This is a genomic window from Vicinamibacterales bacterium (assembly GCA_035699745.1).
Classification (GTDB): Bacteria; Acidobacteriota; Vicinamibacteria; order Vicinamibacterales; family 2-12-FULL-66-21; genus JAICSD01.
In genome coordinates this window covers 23568-39000 of the sequence record DASSPH010000010.1, presented here as the reverse complement: position 1 = coordinate 39000, position 15433 = coordinate 23568, and the positions used below count along the sequence as shown (strand labels likewise).

Here is a 15433-nt window from a genome sequence, read left to right as displayed (position 1 = left end):
CTGCCCCTAAAGTCCCGTGGCACCTGCCTTGCTCAGGTGGCAGCCTGTGAAGTCCGGACCACAAATTCCGGTCGCTGTGTTCATCACGAGCTTTCATCCCGGTGGCACCGAGCGGCAGATGACCGAGCTGATCCGCAGGCTCGACCGCGAGCGCTTCGCGGTGCGCGTCGCCTGCTTCCACGCCGAAGGCGCGTGGCTGCCGCGGGTCGCCGGGTGCGCCCCGGTCACCAGCTTTCCCATTCGCGGCTTCGCCAGGCCGGCGACGCTGGCCCAGGCGGCGGCGTTCGCGCGCTGGTGCCGCGCCCATCGCATCGCGGTGGTGCAGTGCTGCGACCTCTACGCGAACACGTTCGCGCTGCCGGCGGCGGCGGTGGCCGGCGTGCCGGTCCGCGTCGGCAGCCGGCGGGAGATCAACCCCGACAAGACCGCCGGGCAGATCGTCCTCCAGCGCCAGGCGTATCGCTGCGCCCACGCGGTGGTCGCGAACTCGAGTGCCGCCCGGCGGCAGCTCGTCGCCGAGGGAGTCGCGCCGGGGCGGATCGAGGTCATCGCCAACGGCATCGAGGTCGACCGCTTCGCGCCGCGCACCGGCGTGCGGCCGGTCCGCACCATCGCCACGGTCGCGAACCTGCGAAAGGAGAAGGCCCACGAGGTCCTGCTCGCGGCCGCCGCCCGGCTGCTGCTGCATCAGCCCCAGCTGCGCTTCGTGATCGCCGGCGACGGTCAGCGGATGAGCGAGCTGCGCGCGCTCGCCGCGTCGCTGCACATCGCGGCGAACGTCACCTTTCTCGGGCACTGCGAAGACGTGCCGGCGCTGCTGGCGGACGCGGACGCGTTCGTCCTGCCGTCGCGATCGGAGGCGTTCCCCAATGGCGCGATCGAGGCGATGGCCGCGGGGCTGCCGGTGGTCGCGAGCGCGGTCGGCGGCCTGCTCGATCTGATCGACGACGGCGAGACCGGCGTGCTGGTGCGGCCCGACGATCCGGTCGCGCTGGCGGACGCCATCGAGGCGCTGGTGCTGTCGCCCGAGCGCGCCGCCGCGATCGGCGCCAACGCGCGCGACGCGGTGACGCGGCGCTACTCGTTCGACCGCATGGTGCGGGCGTTCGAGGACCTCTATCTGTCTCATCTCGGGATGCCGCGCGGCGTCTCGTCGCGGGCGGCCTGATCATGTGCGGTATCGCCGGACGCTTCAACTTCGACCCCTTGCGGCCACTCGATCGCGGGGTGCTGCAGGCGATGACCGACGTCGTCGCGCATCGTGGCCCCGACGCCTCGGGCTATCACCTGGCGCCGGGCATCGGCCTCGGACATCGCCGCCTCAGCATCATCGATCTCTCGACCGGCGATCAGCCGCTGGCCAACGAAGACGGCACCGTGTGGACGGTGTTCAACGGCGAGATCTACAACTTCGCCGAGGTGCGCGCCGAGCTGACCGCCCTGGGCCATCGCTTCCGCACCGGCTCGGACACCGAGATCATCGTGCACGGCTACGAGCAGTGGGGCGAGCGCTGCGTCGAGCGCTTCCGCGGCATGTTCGCGTTCGCGGTGTGGGACGCCAAGGCGCGGCGGCTGATGCTGGCGCGCGATCGCGTCGGCGTCAAGCCGCTCTACTACGCCGAACTGCCCGGGCGCGGGCTGGTGTTCGGATCGGAGCTGAAGTCGCTGCTCGAGGATCCGGAGGTTCCCCGCGAATGGCGCCCGGACGCGATTGACGCGTTCCTGACGCTGCTCTACATCCCGGCGCCGGCGACGATCTACGCCGGCATTCACAAGCTCGAGCCGGGCCACGTGCTCATCGCGGAGAAGGGGACGGTCCGCACGTCGCGGTATTGGGACCTGACGTTCACCGGCGACGGCGACGCGCGGCGCGAGGCGGACTATCTCGAGGAGCTGGACGCGCTGCTGCGCGAGTCGGTGGCGCTGCGGCAGATCGCCGACGTGCCGCTCGGCGCCTTCCTCTCCGGCGGCATCGACTCGAGCGCCGTGGCGGCCTACATGGTCGAAACCAGCCCGCGGCCGCCGGTGACGATCTCGGTCGGCTTCGAACACGCCGCGTACGACGAGCTGTCTCACGCCCGCCGCGTGGCGGAGCATCTCGGCTGCGAATTCCATCCGCGGACGGTGACGCCGGACATCGTGTCGCTGCTGCCGAAGCTCGCCTGGCACTTCGACGAGCCGTTCGCCGATTCATCGGCAGTGCCGACGTACTACGTGTCGAAGGCGGCGCGCGAGCTGGTCACCGTGGCGCTGTCCGGCGACGGCGGCGACGAGCTGTGGGCCGGCTACGCCAGACATCGCGTCGAGCGCTGGGAGCAGACGGCGCGCGCCACGCTCGGCGCCGCCGCGCCGCTTGCCGGCCGGCTGGCGCAGGCCCTGCCGCTGTCGGTAAAGGGCGCCCGATCGCTGCGCCATCTCGCGGCGGATCCGGCGCAGGCCTACGCCCTGAAACATGCCTACGGGATGTTCGAGCCGCAGGCCAAGGCGCGCCTCTACTCCGGCGATTTCGCCGCCCGCGTGCGGCACGCCGACCCCTTCGACACCTTCCGCGCCGCCTACCGCCGCTGCCGATCGCTCGATCCGCTGGATCGCGGGCTCTACGTCGACGTGCACACCTACATGGTCGACGACATCCTGACCAAGGTCGACCGGATGAGCATGGCGGTGTCGCTCGAGGCGCGCGAGCCGCTCCTCGATCACCGGCTGCTCGAGTTCGCGGCGCGCGTGCCGACGTCGCTGAAGCTGAAAGAGGGGCGCGGCAAGCACCTGCTGCGGCGCGCCCTCGAGCGCAAGGTGCCGCGCGAGATCCTCGAGCGGGGCAAGCAGGGTTTCGAAGCGCCGATCGGCGAGTGGCTGCGCGGCCCGCTCGCGCCGATGGCCGACGCACTGCTCGCCGACGGCCGGCTGCGCGAGCGCGGCATCTTCGAGCATCGGGAAGTGAGCCGGCTGTGGAGCGAGCACCGCGCCGGCCGCGCCGATCACCGGCACCGGCTCTGGCAGCTGCTGATGCTCGAACTGTGGTTCCGCCAGTTCATCGACCAGGCGCCGGCCTCGCGCGCCGAGTACGCGGAGGCGATCTAGATGTGCGGCATTGCCGGCATCGTCGCTGGCGATCACCTGACCCCGGATGAACGGGCGCGGCTGCCGTTCATGCGCGACGTCATCACCCATCGCGGGCCGGACGACGCCGGATTGTTCGTCGACGATCGCGCCGGCCTGGCCCATCGCCGGCTCAGCATCGTCGACCTCGCGTCCGGACACCAGCCGCTCGGCAACGAAGACGGCACGGTGGTCATCGTCTTCAACGGCGAAATCTACAACCACGCCGAGATCCGGCCGGTGCTCGAGGCGCACGGGCACGTCTACCGGACGCGCTGCGACACCGAGACGATCGTGCACGCCTACGAGCAATGGGGCGACGCCTGCGTCGAGCGCTTCCGCGGCATGTTCGCCTTCGCGATCTGGGACGCCAAGCGGCAGCGGCTGCTCCTCGCCCGCGATCGCCTCGGCATCAAGCCGCTCTACTGGACCGTCGTCCGCAACCGGCTGATTTTCGGATCGGAGATCAAGGCGATTCTCGAGAGCGGGCTGGTGCGCGCCAGGGCGAACGAGCGCGCGCTGCCCGAGCTCCTCGGGACCAGGTACCTGTCGGGCGCCGAAACGCTCTTCACCGGCATCCACCGTCTGCTGCCCGGCCATCTGCTCGTCTTCGAGCGCGGCGTGGCGACGCCGCGGCAATGGTGGGACGTGCCGGTGGGGCGCCGCGATCCCTCGCTCGACGGGTTGAACGAGGCGCAGATCGTCGAGCGGTTCCGCGCCAGGCTCGAAGACGCGGTGCGCACCCGGCTGATGGCCGACGTGCCGCTCGGGATGTTCCTGTCCGGCGGCCTCGACAGCAGCGCCATCGCGGCGTTGATGGCGCGGATGATCGATCGTCCGCTGCAGACGTTCTCGGTCGCGTTCAAGCAGCGGGCGTTCAGCGAGCTCGAGTACGCCCGGCAGGTGGCGACGGCGATCAACGCCGAGGCGCACGAGATCGTCATCGACGAGCATGACTTCTTCGACGCGCTCCCCCGCCTGATCTGGCACGAGGACGAACCGATCGCGCATCCCTCGAGCGTGCCGCTCTACTTCGTGTCCCGGCTCGCCAGCGCGCACGTCAAGGTGGTGCTCACGGGCGAGGGGAGCGACGAACTGCTCGCCGGGTACGGGAAGTACCCGCGCGCGCTGGCGAACTGGCGCGCCGGGGCGATCTGGGATCTCGCGCCCGATCCGCTGCGCGACTTCGTCACCGGCACGATCGTGCCGCGGCTGCCGGCACGCGCCGCCCGCTACGCCCGGCGCTCGTTCCTGGCGATGCCGCGCACGCCGGAGGCGATGTTCTTCGACAATTTCGCCGCCATCGGACTGCGGCGCCAGGCCTCGCTGCTCGATCCGCGGATCGCCGCGTTCGCCACGCCCGAGGCCTACGCCGCCTCCCGCGCCTACTTCGACGCGCCGAACGGCCGGAGCACGACGCTCGATCGGCTGCTCTACGCCGACCTCAAGACGTACCTGGTGGAACTGCTGATGAAGCAGGACCAGATGAGCATGGCGGCCTCGATCGAGAGCCGCGTGCCGTTCCTGGATCACCACCTCGTGGAGTTCGCCGCCGCGCTGCCTCCACGGATGAAACTGCGCGGCTTCTCCACCAAGTGGATTCTCCGCGAGGCGGTGAAATCGATCCTGCCCGCTGCGATTCTGACCCGGAAGAAGATGGGATTCCCGGTCCCGTTCTCGCTCTGGATGCGCGGACGGGCCGGCGACGTCGCGCGCGAAGTGCTGCTCGACCGGCGCACCCGTCAGCGCGGCATCATCAACGCCCCCGCCGTCGCCAACCTCCTCGCCGCGCACCAACGCGGCGAGAACGACGGCGGGGACGCCCTGTGGAGCCTGCTCAATCTCGAGCTCTGGTACCGCACCTTCATCGACGGCGACGGCGTGCAGACGCTGCCGCCGCCTTCGTTCGGGGCGGAGGCCCCCTCCGTACAGGCGATCGCATGAAGCTTCTCTGGCTCAACGCGGGGCTGCTCCTGCCGCTCGACAAGGGGGGCAAGCTCCGCACCTGGCACGTCATGCGGCATCTCGCCGCGCGCCACGACATCACCTATCTGTCGTTCGCCGACGCCGGTCAGACGGCGGCGGATCGCGCCGGCATGCGCGAGGTCTGCTCGCGCCTCGAGACGGTGCCGCGTCACGATCCCGCCAAGGGGACCTGGCGGTTCTACGCCGACGCCGCACGCTACGTCGTCGACGCCGTGCCCTACGCCGTCGCCAAGTACCGCTCGGCCGCATATCGCCGCCGCCTCGAGGACCTCCTGGCGCGCGATCGCTTCGACGCCGTGGTCTGCGACTTCCTGCCGCCGGTGGTCAACCTGCCGGCGCAGCTGCCGTGCCCGTCGATCGTGTTCACCCACAACGTCGAGGCGGAGATCTGGCGCCGTCACGCCGAGCAGGCGTCCAACCCGCTCTCGAAGCGTCTGCTGACGCAGCAGTGGCGACGGATGCTCCGCTTCGAGGCGGCGGCGCTGGCGCGGTTCGACCTCACCCTCGCCGTGTCTGACGCGGATCGGCGCACGTTCGAGCGTTTGTATCCGCGCAGCCTCAGCCACCCGGTGCACGTGGTGCAGACCGGCGTGCAGACCGATTTCTTCACGCCCGCGGCGACGGCGGCCGAACGCACCCACATGGTCTTCACCGGCTCGATGGACTGGCTGCCCAACGAAGACGGAATGACCTATTTCTGCCGCGAGATCCTTCCGCGGATCCGCCAGTCGGAACCGGACGCCACGCTCAGCATCATCGGACGCGCCCCGACGCCGGCGGTCAGGAAGCTCGCGGAGATTCCCGGGGTCGAGGTGACCGGGCGCGTCGACGACGTGCGGCCGCACATCGCCCGGGGCGCGGTCTACGTCGTCCCGCTCAGGATCGGCGGCGGCACGCGGCTGAAGATTTTCGAGGCGATGTCGATGGCCAAGGCGGTGGTCTCGACGACGGTGGGGGCCGAGGGGCTGCCGGTCACCAGCGACCGCAACATCGTCATTGCTGACGAGCCGGACCGGTTTGCGGAGCGTGTCGTGGGCTTGATGCGCGACGGGGCGGCGCGCCGGGCCATCGAGTCGGCGGCCCGGCAGCTGGTGGTCGAGCGCTACGACTGGTCGGCGGTCGCCGAGGACTTCGAGGACGCACTACGCAGAGCAGCGGATGTCAGCGATCGGCAACGCGCGATCGCATAGGGAGTACCTGGAATGAACGTTTCCGTGTTCGGTTTGGGCTATGTCGGCAGCGTGTCCGCCGCGTGTTTCGCGGAGGACGGCCACACGGTCGTGGGCGTCGACGTGAATCCCGGCAAGGTGGCCAGCCTCAACGAGGGACGCAGCCCGATCGTCGAGAAAGGGCTCGACGATCTGATTCGCGACAACGTTGCCGCCGGCCGGCTGCGCGCGACGACCAGCACCGCCGACGCGGTGCGCGACAGCGAGATCTCGCTCATCTGCGTCGGCACGCCGAGCCGCAGGAACGGCAGCCTCGATCTCGCCTACCTGGAGCGCGTCGCCGAGCAGATCGGCGGGGCGCTCAAGGACAAAGCCGGCTACCACGTCGTCGTCGTCCGCAGCACCGTGCTGCCCGGCACGACGCACCAGGTGGTGATTCCGGCGATCGAGCGCACGTCGGGGAAGAAGTACGGCACCGGCTTCGGGGTGACGGTCAATCCGGAGTTCCTCCGCGAGGGCACCGCGATCCACGACTTCCGGCATCCGCCGCTGACGCTCGTCGGCCACAACTACGCGTCCGACGCCGAGCCGACCAGGGCGCTGTACCGGCGGGTCGACGCGCCGATCGAGACGACGACGATCCGCACCGCGGAGATGATGAAGTACGCGAGCAACACCTGGCATGCGCTGAAGGTGGCCTTCGCCAACGAGATCGGCAACGTCTGCAAGCGCGTCGGGATCGACAGCCACGAGGTGATGACGATCTTCTGCAAGGACGAGAAGCTGAATCTCTCGTCGTACTACATGAAGCCGGGATTCGCGTTCGGCGGATCGTGCCTGCCGAAGGACGTCCGCGCGCTGCAGTATCGCGCCAAGGAAGTCGATCTCGACGTGCCGGTGATCAACTCGATCCTGGGCAGCAACCAGCTGCAGATCCAGCACGCCGTCGACGAGATTGTCGAGACCGGCAGGAAGCGCATCGGCCTGCTCGGGTTCAGCTTCAAGGCGGGCACCGACGATCTGCGCGAGAGCCCGATCGTCATCCTGGCGGAGGCGCTGCTCGGCAAGGGCTACTCGCTCTGCATCTACGACAGGAACGTCTCGATCGCGCGGCTGGTGGGAGCGAACAAGGACTACATCAACCAGCAGATTCCGCACCTGTCATCGCTGCTGACCGAGTCGATCGACGAGGTGCTCGAGAAGTCGGACGTGATCGTCGTCGGCAACGGCGCGCCGGAGTTCGGCGACGCGCTGACCCGCACCCGGCCGGATCAGGTGATCCTCGACCTGGTGCGCGTCAGGACGGACCGCTCGCAGATTCCCGGCGACTATCGCGGAATCTGCTGGTAGAGCGCCGACCAGATGAAGTCGCGGGAGCCGGAGAGCTGGTGGTCGTCGTCCAGCATGTGAAGGGTGACGTTCGGACGCCCGCGCACCCAGCGCTCCACTGACGCGGGATCGACGGCGTCATCGCGCCGCCCCTGAAACACCAGCACCGGCATCGGCAGCGTGACCGCCGCCGCGTCGTAGCGGCGGGCGTCCGCGTACAGCCCGTAGTGGATCGGCATCATTCGGCCGTACGAATGATGGAAGACCATCAGGCTGCCGTTGCGGCGCCACTCCGCCACGTCGGCGCCGCCGGGGCCGCCCGGGCCTTCGCTGGAAAACTCCAGCGCCGGAGCCATCAGCACCAGACGCTCGACCCGCTCCGGCCACGTGGCCGCGGCGTGCACCGCGACGAATCCCCCCAGGCTCGAGCCGATCAGCGTCACCGGCGAGGCGGCGGCGGTCAGGATCTGGTGCGTCTGCTCGATCATCCGTGTGACGGTCAACGTCGAGAAATCCGGCAGATTCAGATCGGGCGCGTCGAACCCGACACCGAGCGCCCGATACTGCGCGGCGAGGAAGCTCGCCTTGCCCGACTGCGGCGACGATGCAAAACCGTGCAGGTAGACCACTCGCATTTGGGAATTTGGGAATTTGGAAATTTGGGAATTTGGAAATCTGGAATCTCGGAATCTTATTCGGAACACCTGCGTCCGGATTTCCACATTTCCAGATTCCCACATTTCCAAATCCTTCAGAACTTGGTTTTGCAGCCGGGCCGGCACCGGCACTGGATGGTGCCCTCGCCGTCCGTCGAGTAGTCGTAGGTGAGTTCCTCGCCCTTGCGGATGTTGCGGGCGGCGCGGATCCAGATGGTATCGCCGATCACCTGCGTGTAGCAGTTCGGCTTGCAGGCGTGGTTGATGTAGCGCGCGATGTTGCCGCCGACCGCCGCGTCCCGCACGTAGAGGCGATTGAGCTTGAAACACCAGATGTGCCCGTTCCTCAGGTAACGGCGCTCGCGCTTCAGGCTCTCGCGGTTGGGGATCTTCTCGCCGGCGTAGTCGATGATCCGCTTGTTCTTGGGGATGGGCTGGGTGGCGTAGACGCCCCAACCCGCGATACCGGAACGACGCTTCTCAATCAATTTGGAAATTTGGAAATTTGGAAATCGGGTGAGATTACCAAATTCTACCTTTCCAGATTTCCAGATTCCCCCGTGCAACCCTGGGCTGCGGCCGGGCCGTCTAAGCCGGCATGACACATCGCAGACGTGCGTTCACGGCGGCCGCGGCTGCCGCACTGTTCCTGACCACCAGCGCCGGCCCTGCCTCGGCGCAGGACTTCACGTGGGCTGGCGCCATTCCCCAGGGACGCGCCATCGAAATCAAGGGCGTCAACGGCGACGTCCGGGCCGAGCCGTCCGGCAGCAACCAGGTCGAAGTCGTCGCCGTGAAGTCGGCGCGACGCGACGATCCGGCGAGCGTCCGCATCCAGGTGGTGCCGCACGAGGGCGGCGTCACGATTTGCGCCGTGTATCCGAGCCGGGAGGGCGCGCGCCCCAACGAATGCGCCCCCGGCGAGGGCGGCCGCAACAACGTCCAGAACAACGACGTCAACGTCCGCTTCACCGTCCGCGTGCCGGCCGGCGTCACCTTCATCGGCAAAACGGTGAACGGCGACGTCGAGGCGACCCGGCTCAACGGCGACGTGGTGGTGACGACGGTGAACGGATCGGTCACCTTCTCGACCACCGGCGGCGGTCGGGCCAGCACGGTGAACGGATCGATTCGCGGCGACATGGGGCGCGCCGACTGGTCCGACACGCTGTCGATGAACACCGTCAACGGCAGCATCACGCTGACGCTGCCGGCGACGCTCAGCACCGAGGTGCGGGCCTCGACCGTGAACGGCGACATCAACGTCGACTTTCCGATGTCCGTGCAGGGGCGCCTCTCGCGGCGGCGTCTCGACGGCACGATCGGCGGCGGCGGCCGCACGCTCGCGCTCCAGACGGTGAACGGCAGCATCACCTTGAAGCGCGAGTAGCGCGCGCGGGCGCGCGGCGGCGCGGATGACAATGCTAATATTCGGAGGATGGAAGGACTGATCAGCGCGTGGGGAAAGATCCTGCGCGGCTACCGCCCCTCGCTCTCGATCGAAATCACGCGTGAATGTCCGCTGCGCTGTCCGGGATGCTACGCCTACGGCGACGAGCACCTCGGCGGCGAGGTGACGCTGCGTCAGGTCACGGACTACAAAGGCCAGGCGCTGGTCGATCGCGTCCTGGCGATCGTCAAGGACGAGAACCCGGTTCACGTCTCGATCGTCGGCGGCGAACCGCTGGTGCGCTTCCGCGAACTGAACGAAATCCTCCCGGCGCTGGCGGCGCGCGGCATCTACACCCAGCTCGTCACCAGCGCGGTGCGCCCGATTCCGCCCGAGTGGGCGTCGATCCCGCGGCTCCAGATCGTCGTCTCGATCGACGGCCTCCAGCCGGAACACGACGCCCGACGCACGCCGGCCACCTACGATCGCATCACCAGGCACATCGCCGGCCACCAGATCACCGTCCACTGCACCATCACGCGGCAGCAGGCGCAGCGCGAAGGCTACCTGGAGGAATTCGCGCAGACGTGGTCGGACAACCCGCACGTGCGGCAGTTGTGGTTCAGTCTCTACACGCCGCAGATCGGCGAGCGCTCGCCGGAGATCCTGACGCCGCACGATCGCGAGCGGGTGATCGCCGCGCTGATGCTGCTGCGGCGCAAGCACCGCAAGATCAAGATGCCGGAAGGGCTGCTGAAGAAATACGCGGCGCCGCCCGAGAGCCCCGACGAGTGCATCTTCGCGCAGACGACGTCGTGCGTCTCGGCCGATTTCGAGCACCGCATCACGCCCTGCCAGTTCGGCGGCAATCCCGACTGCTCGCAGTGCGGCTGCATCGCGTCGGCGGCGCTGGCCGCCGTCGGGTCGCACCGGCTGCCGGGCGGCGTGCGCGTCGGCGCGATCTTCGACGCCTCGATCAAGGTGGGCCGCGTCATGCGCGGCCGGCGCGAGGCGGTGGCCTGATGGCACAGGCGGCCTCCTTCGACATCACGTCCACCGTCGATCTGCAGGAAGTCGACAATGCCGTGAACCAGGCGCGGAAAGAGGTGGCGCAGCGCTACGACTTCAAGGGCTCGCGCGCCGCCATCGATCTGAACAAGGCCGACAACACCATCGTCCTCACCGCCGACGACGACTTCAAGATGACGGCGCTGTGGGAGATCCTGCAGGCGCGCATGGTGCGGCGCGGCGTGCCGACGAAGAACCTGACGCCGGGCGAGACGCAGCGGGCGGCGAACGACACCGTCAAGCGCACCATCACCCTGCAGCAGGGGATCCCGACCGAGGCGGCCAAGGAGATCGTGAAGTTCCTGAAGGAACGGAAGCTCAAAAAGGTGCAGGCCGCGATCATGGCCGACCAGGTGCGCGTCACCTCCCCCTCCAAGGACGAGCTTCAGGAAGCGATGCGGCAACTCCGCGAGCACGACTTCGGCTGCGCCCTGCAATTCGGCAATTACCGGGGTTAGCCGGGCTCACCTCTTGCATAATTCAGGAGCATGGTACAAATGCTCCAGGCAGGGGCCGCCGGCGTGCTGCTCCTGCTCGCGCCCCTCCATGCCGCCGGTCAGAAATCCGCCCCGCGCGTCAACGCGCACGCCGCCACCCTGGCCGAGTTCACCAAGCGCGTGGATGGGTACGTCGACCTCCACAAGAAGCTCGAAGGGACGCTGCCGAAGCTGCCGGAGCAGACCAACCCGTACGAGATCGACAAGCACCAGCGCGCCCTGTCGCGGCTGATTCAGGAGGCGCGCAAGAACGCGAAACAGGGGGACCTGTTCACGCCGGCGATGCAGCGGCTGGTGCGCCAGCTGCTGGTGCCGGTGTTCCGCGGGGCCGACGGCCGGCAGCTCCGCGCCGAGATCTTCGACAACGAGTTCAAGGGAACGGTGGCGGTGGCGGTCAACGCGCGGTACCCCGACGAAGTGCCGATTTCCACCGTGCCGCCGCAGGTGCTCTCGCAGCTGCCGAAACTGCCGGAGGAACTGGAGTACCGCTTCGTGCAGACCAACATGATCCTCTTCGATCCGCACGCCCACATCATCGCGGATTTCGTGCCGCGCGCCTTCAAGTGAACGCCAGCGAGAGAGACGGTCAGATGCCGAACGGACGTCGCACGCTCCAACCAGCCGCCGCCGCCTGCGCGCTGGCGGCGGTGCTCTGCTGCGCCGGCGCCGAACCGGCGCGCTCCGTCGCCGTCGCCGCGCCGAACCCCGCCGTCGCCGCGGCCGGAGCGCGGCAGGCGCAGGTGCCGCTGCCCAACAAGGGGGACACGCTGAAGTTCGGCGCCATCGGCGACAACGGCGACGGCGACAGCGAGCAGTACGAGATCGGCAAGCAGATGGCGGCGTGGCGCGGCCGCTTCCCGTTCGAGCTGGTGGTGATGCTCGGCGACAACATCTACGGGTCCGACCGGCCGCAGGACTTCGTCCGCAAGTTCGAGGCGCCGTACAAGGCGCTGCTCGACGCCGGGGTCAAGTTCTACGCCAGCCTCGGCAACCACGATTCGCGCGAGCAGCGGTTCTACAAGCTGTTCAACATGGACGGCAATCTCTATTACACGTTCAAGGGGCCGAAGGAGGACGTCCGCTTCTTCGCGCTCGAGAGCACCTACATGGATCAGGATCAGCTGAAGTGGATCGAAGACGAGCTGAAGAAGTCGAACGAGAAGTGGAAGATCGTCTATTTCCACCATCCCCTCTACGGCTCGGCGCGGACGCACGGCTCGCAGCTGAAGCTGCGCGCCGTGCTCGAGCCGCTCTTCATCCAGTACAACGTCAGCCTGGTGCTCAACGGCCACGACCACGTCTACGAACGAATCAAGCCGCAGAACGGGATTCAGTACTTCGTCGAAGGGTCGTCCGGCAAGCTGCGGCGCGGCGACCTCCGCCCGGGCTCGCCGCTCACCGCCTTCGGCAACGATCAGACCCGCACGTTCATGCTCATGGAGATCGACGGGGACCACCTGACCTTCAATGCCGTCGACATGGCCGGGAACGTGATCGATTCGGGCACGATCACGAGGCGCAAATAATTTGGAAATCTGGAAATCTGGAAATGTGGAAATCTGGAACGGAGGTCCTTAGATTTCCAAATTCCCAAATTTCCACATTTCCAAATCCTCAAGCGGCTTTCTTGCGGCTTTTCTTTCGCCAGTCGGCTTCGAACACCGCCTGGATGCGGCGGACGATGGTGCCGTTCTTGATGATGACGCCGACCTCGCGCCGCCCGTCCAGCTCGAGCCGGCGCAGGCTCTGGCTGCCGATGAACGCTTCGCGCGCGTCGCGCACGATCGCCCGCACGTGCAGCCGCAGGTCCGACAGCTTCCGCACCTTCACCCCGTCCAGCGACTTCTCCAGCTTGCCCAGGATGCGGATCTCGACCCCGGCGTCGGCCCGCTCCTGCAGCAGCTTCTGGATCCCGTTGTCGCTCACCTGCGCGTCGTAGATCAGCAGCTGCTGCTTCGCCCCCTTGATGAACTCGGTGAGCACGGCGCGCGAGTTCTCCGGACTGACCACCAGCCGGCGGTGCCCCGGAGTGTAGGTCTGGCGCAGCGCGTCGGCGTCGAACAGCTTGATCGCCTCGCTGACGATCCGCCGATCGCGGGTGACGATGCCGAAGCTGCGGCTCTTGTCGATGTCGAGCTTGGTGTAATTGAACCCGTAGACGTGCAGCGTGGTGCCGTCGACGATCAGCATCTTGCCGTGATAGCGCGTCAGATCGTCCGCGGTGCGGGCGACGGTGGCGCCGGCTTCGAGCAGCCGCAGCTCCAGCTTGCGCAGGTTCTTCTCCCCGCCCTTGTTGGTGTGGGCGATGAGCGCGCGGACCACGACGCCGCGCTTGATCGCGGCGTGAATGGCGCTCTCGATGTCCGAGCGGTCGAAGCGGAAGATGACGACGTCGATCGTCTTCTTCGCCTTGTCGAGGGCCTTGATGACAGGACCGGCGCCGTCCTCGGGCTGGATGATCAGCTTCACTTCTTCTTGGGCTTCTTCTCAGTCCATTCCACGCCGCCGTGGCCCTCGGGATCGAGCCGCAGCAGCGCGTTCGACAACCGATCCTTCTGCATCTCCAGCGGCACCCACACCTCGTAGCAGACCTCCTCGTCGGACGAGGAGAGCAGGTCGAAGTCTACATGAAATCGGTTCAGGATCGCGTCGTACTCCTTGCGCCGGGCGTCGGTGTCCTTCCCCATCTTGATCTTGAGATCGAACAGCTTCCGCCCCTCGGGCTCGAACGACTCGATCACCCACAGCGTGACCATGATGAACGCCGCGGTGAACACCGCCATGGCATACTGCCCGACGCCCGACGCGAGCCCGGCGGCCAGCGCCGAGAGCATCACCCCGGCGTCCTTGTTGTCTTCGACCTTGGCGCGGTAGCGCACCAGCCCGGCGGCGCCGACGACACCGAACGCCCGGGCCAGGTTGGAGCCCACCACCAGCATCACCGCCGCGCCGACGATCGCCAGGATGATCTGCGTCTGGATGACGGCAGGCTGCCGCGCCGGCGTGCCCTTGCGCCGCGGCCGCACCGCCAGCATGGCGCCGAGCAGGGCGGCCAGCGGCAGACGCAGCATCGCCGCCTTCAGCTCGCTGCGCAGGTCGGGGGCCGCTCCCTCGAGCAGGCTGCGCGCCTGCGCCTGCGCCGTGTCGCCGCCGGCCGGCGGCTGCGCGGCCGACGGCGCCGCCCCGGCGAGCGCCAGCAGGAGAAACAGCATCAGCCGCGGCCAGAGCCGTGAATGCACCATCGCCGTCCTCATCGTCCGAGTGCCAGACCTTCCTGGACCTTCTGTTTGAACCGGCGGATGAAACGATCCGCGACCTGCGGCGCGTAGCCGCCGGCGCGGAAGGCGTCGGTCCACTGCTTGTCGGTCAGCCGCTGCAGCCGCTCGCAGATCCAGCGCACGTCCGCCGCGGTCATCCGATCCACCAGCGCCCCGTGGCGGCCGCGGTAGTCGAACCGGACGTACTGCCCCGCCATGCCCTTGATGAACGGCGTCTCTTCGAACACCTTCGGATCGCCTCGCGGCGCGTCGATCACCCCGGTGCGCCCGAACGACTGACCGAGATCGCGCGCCACGTACCACCGCGATGCCCCTTCGAACTTCTCCGTGAGCACATAGAGCGCGTTCTGCTCGTCCTTGAGATCCGAATTGCCCAGCATCACCTGCATGATGAGCAGGCCGTTCAGTTGCCGCGTGCCGACGAACGGGTTGCGATAGTAAGACCAGATGCCCTCGTCGTCGAGTCCGTGGAGATCCGGCTTCGACTCGCGGAACCGCGACGGGAGCTGCGGGTTGGGATCGGGCGCGCCTTCCGCGTTCCACTTGCCCATGTAGTAGATGGGCGGCTGGTGATATCCGAGGCCCCAGAGGAGCCGGGACGCCACCACTTCGGTGGGCGCCTCCGGCGGCATCTTGGCGCTCCACTTCCGCTTGCCCGGGCCTTCGACGGTGAGGCCCATGCTGAAGCCGGTGCGCTTCACTTCGAGCACTTTATAGATCGCCGCCGGATCCGGCGCGAGCCGCTGCCCCCCGACGCCCCAGTAGAGATCCCGCGTGCGCTCCGGCTCGACCCACAGCTCCGCCATCTGGTCCGCTGTGGGTGGCGCGGCCTGCGTGGAACGGATGGTGGCGTGGCAGCCGGGCAGCAGCGCCGCCACGGTGACAGCCGGCAGCAGCAGGAACAACCTCATCGGCCGTCTGGAGTGCAAGCGCGGGGCCAGCTGAGCTGACCGACCGTCGG

Annotated in this window: 15 protein-coding genes; 10 read left to right on the top strand and 5 right to left on the bottom strand. The window is 68.0% G+C overall.

Features of this window, described 5'->3' with window-relative positions:
* Positions 1 to 16: 16 nt before the first annotated feature.
* Genes VFK57_01100 through VFK57_01080 form a run of 5 tightly spaced genes read left to right on the top strand, consistent with a single transcriptional unit; the run spans position 17 to position 7604 of the window.
* A complete protein-coding gene (locus VFK57_01100) occupies positions 17 to 1168 on the top strand; it encodes a glycosyltransferase (GenBank protein HET7694275.1) in 1152 nt (383 codons plus the stop codon).
* A 2-nt stretch (positions 1169 to 1170) separates the two neighbouring features.
* On the top strand, positions 1171 to 3081 hold the full coding sequence (asnB, locus tag VFK57_01095) for an asparagine synthase (glutamine-hydrolyzing) (GenBank protein ID HET7694274.1): 1911 nt from the start codon (positions 1171 to 1173) through the stop codon (positions 3079 to 3081).
* On the top strand, positions 3082 to 5043 hold the full coding sequence (asnB, locus tag VFK57_01090) for an asparagine synthase (glutamine-hydrolyzing) (GenBank protein ID HET7694273.1): 1962 nt from the start codon (positions 3082 to 3084) through the stop codon (positions 5041 to 5043).
* Positions 5040 to 6275, top strand: coding sequence for a glycosyltransferase (locus VFK57_01085; protein HET7694272.1), 1236 nt, complete (start codon positions 5040 to 5042; stop codon positions 6273 to 6275). The genes asnB (VFK57_01090) and VFK57_01085 overlap by 4 nt, the downstream gene beginning before the upstream one ends.
* Before the next feature lie 12 nt (positions 6276 to 6287).
* Positions 6288 to 7604, top strand: a complete 1317-nt coding sequence (locus VFK57_01080; protein HET7694271.1) for a UDP-glucose/GDP-mannose dehydrogenase family protein — start codon at positions 6288 to 6290, stop codon at positions 7602 to 7604.
* On the opposite strand, the gene VFK57_01075 is transcribed toward VFK57_01080, so the two are convergent.
* Positions 7583 to 8218: a YqiA/YcfP family alpha/beta fold hydrolase gene (locus VFK57_01075; GenBank protein HET7694270.1), complete on the bottom strand. Its 636-nt coding sequence runs from the start codon at positions 8216 to 8218 to the stop codon at positions 7583 to 7585. The genes VFK57_01080 and VFK57_01075 overlap by 22 nt on opposite strands.
* Positions 8219 to 8334: 116 nt before the next feature.
* Complete coding sequence (locus VFK57_01070) at positions 8335 to 8727, bottom strand: SET domain-containing protein-lysine N-methyltransferase (GenBank protein HET7694269.1); 393 nt, start codon at positions 8725 to 8727, stop codon at positions 8335 to 8337.
* Positions 8728 to 8837: 110 nt separating this feature from the next.
* Between VFK57_01070 and VFK57_01065 the strand changes: the two genes are divergently transcribed.
* Genes VFK57_01065 through VFK57_01045 form a run of 5 tightly spaced genes read left to right on the top strand, consistent with a single transcriptional unit; the run spans position 8838 to position 12720 of the window.
* Positions 8838 to 9629 (top strand): DUF4097 family beta strand repeat-containing protein, encoded by a 792-nt coding sequence (locus tag VFK57_01065; GenBank protein ID HET7694268.1) that lies wholly within the window; start codon positions 8838 to 8840, stop codon positions 9627 to 9629.
* Between the two features lie 48 nt (positions 9630 to 9677).
* Positions 9678 to 10652 (top strand): radical SAM protein, encoded by a 975-nt coding sequence (locus VFK57_01060; protein ID HET7694267.1) that lies wholly within the window; start codon positions 9678 to 9680, stop codon positions 10650 to 10652.
* On the top strand, positions 10652 to 11155 hold the full coding sequence (locus tag VFK57_01055; GenBank protein ID HET7694266.1) for a YajQ family cyclic di-GMP-binding protein: 504 nt from the start codon (positions 10652 to 10654) through the stop codon (positions 11153 to 11155). The genes VFK57_01060 and VFK57_01055 overlap by 1 nt, the downstream gene beginning before the upstream one ends.
* A 30-nt stretch (positions 11156 to 11185) precedes the next feature.
* Positions 11186 to 11761 (top strand): hypothetical protein, encoded by a 576-nt coding sequence (locus tag VFK57_01050; protein ID HET7694265.1) that lies wholly within the window; start codon positions 11186 to 11188, stop codon positions 11759 to 11761.
* A 23-nt stretch (positions 11762 to 11784) separates the two neighbouring features.
* A complete protein-coding gene (locus VFK57_01045; GenBank protein HET7694264.1) occupies positions 11785 to 12720 on the top strand; it encodes a metallophosphoesterase in 936 nt (311 codons plus the stop codon).
* Between the two features lie 88 nt (positions 12721 to 12808).
* On the opposite strand, the gene VFK57_01040 is transcribed toward VFK57_01045, so the two are convergent.
* From VFK57_01040 to VFK57_01030, 3 genes are read right to left on the bottom strand one after another with little or no spacing between them, the layout of a single operon-like run.
* Positions 12809 to 13663: a phospholipase D-like domain-containing protein gene (locus tag VFK57_01040; GenBank protein ID HET7694263.1), complete on the bottom strand. Its 855-nt coding sequence runs from the start codon at positions 13661 to 13663 to the stop codon at positions 12809 to 12811.
* Positions 13660 to 14433: an MgtC/SapB family protein gene (locus tag VFK57_01035; protein HET7694262.1), complete on the bottom strand. Its 774-nt coding sequence runs from the start codon at positions 14431 to 14433 to the stop codon at positions 13660 to 13662. The genes VFK57_01040 and VFK57_01035 overlap by 4 nt, the downstream gene beginning before the upstream one ends.
* 11 nt (positions 14434 to 14444) lie before the next feature.
* Entirely contained in the window at positions 14445 to 15383 is a 939-nt protein-coding gene (locus tag VFK57_01030; GenBank protein HET7694261.1) for a hypothetical protein, read from the bottom strand.
* Positions 15384 to 15433 lie beyond the last annotated feature (50 nt).

What these genes read in the sequence shown, in the direction of transcription:
- asnB (HET7694274.1), top strand. Translation starts at nt 1,171, where the DNA reads ATGTGCGGTATCGCCGGACGCTTCAACTTCGACCCCTTGCGGCCACTC.
- asnB (HET7694273.1), top strand. Translation starts at nt 3,082, where the DNA reads ATGTGCGGCATTGCCGGCATCGTCGCTGGCGATCACCTGACCCCGGAT.
- VFK57_01085 (HET7694272.1), top strand. Translation starts at nt 5,040, where the DNA reads ATGAAGCTTCTCTGGCTCAACGCGGGGCTGCTCCTGCCGCTCGACAAG.
- VFK57_01080 (HET7694271.1), top strand. Translation starts at nt 6,288, where the DNA reads ATGAACGTTTCCGTGTTCGGTTTGGGCTATGTCGGCAGCGTGTCCGCC.
- VFK57_01075 (HET7694270.1), bottom strand. Translation starts at nt 8,218, where the DNA reads ATGCGAGTGGTCTACCTGCACGGTTTTGCATCGTCGCCGCAGTCGGGC.
- VFK57_01065 (HET7694268.1), top strand. Translation starts at nt 8,838, where the DNA reads ATGACACATCGCAGACGTGCGTTCACGGCGGCCGCGGCTGCCGCACTG.
- VFK57_01060 (HET7694267.1), top strand. Translation starts at nt 9,678, where the DNA reads ATGGAAGGACTGATCAGCGCGTGGGGAAAGATCCTGCGCGGCTACCGC.
- VFK57_01055 (HET7694266.1), top strand. Translation starts at nt 10,652, where the DNA reads ATGGCACAGGCGGCCTCCTTCGACATCACGTCCACCGTCGATCTGCAG.
- VFK57_01050 (HET7694265.1), top strand. Translation starts at nt 11,186, where the DNA reads ATGGTACAAATGCTCCAGGCAGGGGCCGCCGGCGTGCTGCTCCTGCTC.
- VFK57_01045 (HET7694264.1), top strand. Translation starts at nt 11,785, where the DNA reads ATGCCGAACGGACGTCGCACGCTCCAACCAGCCGCCGCCGCCTGCGCG.
- VFK57_01030 (HET7694261.1), bottom strand. Translation starts at nt 15,383, where the DNA reads ATGAGGTTGTTCCTGCTGCTGCCGGCTGTCACCGTGGCGGCGCTGCTG.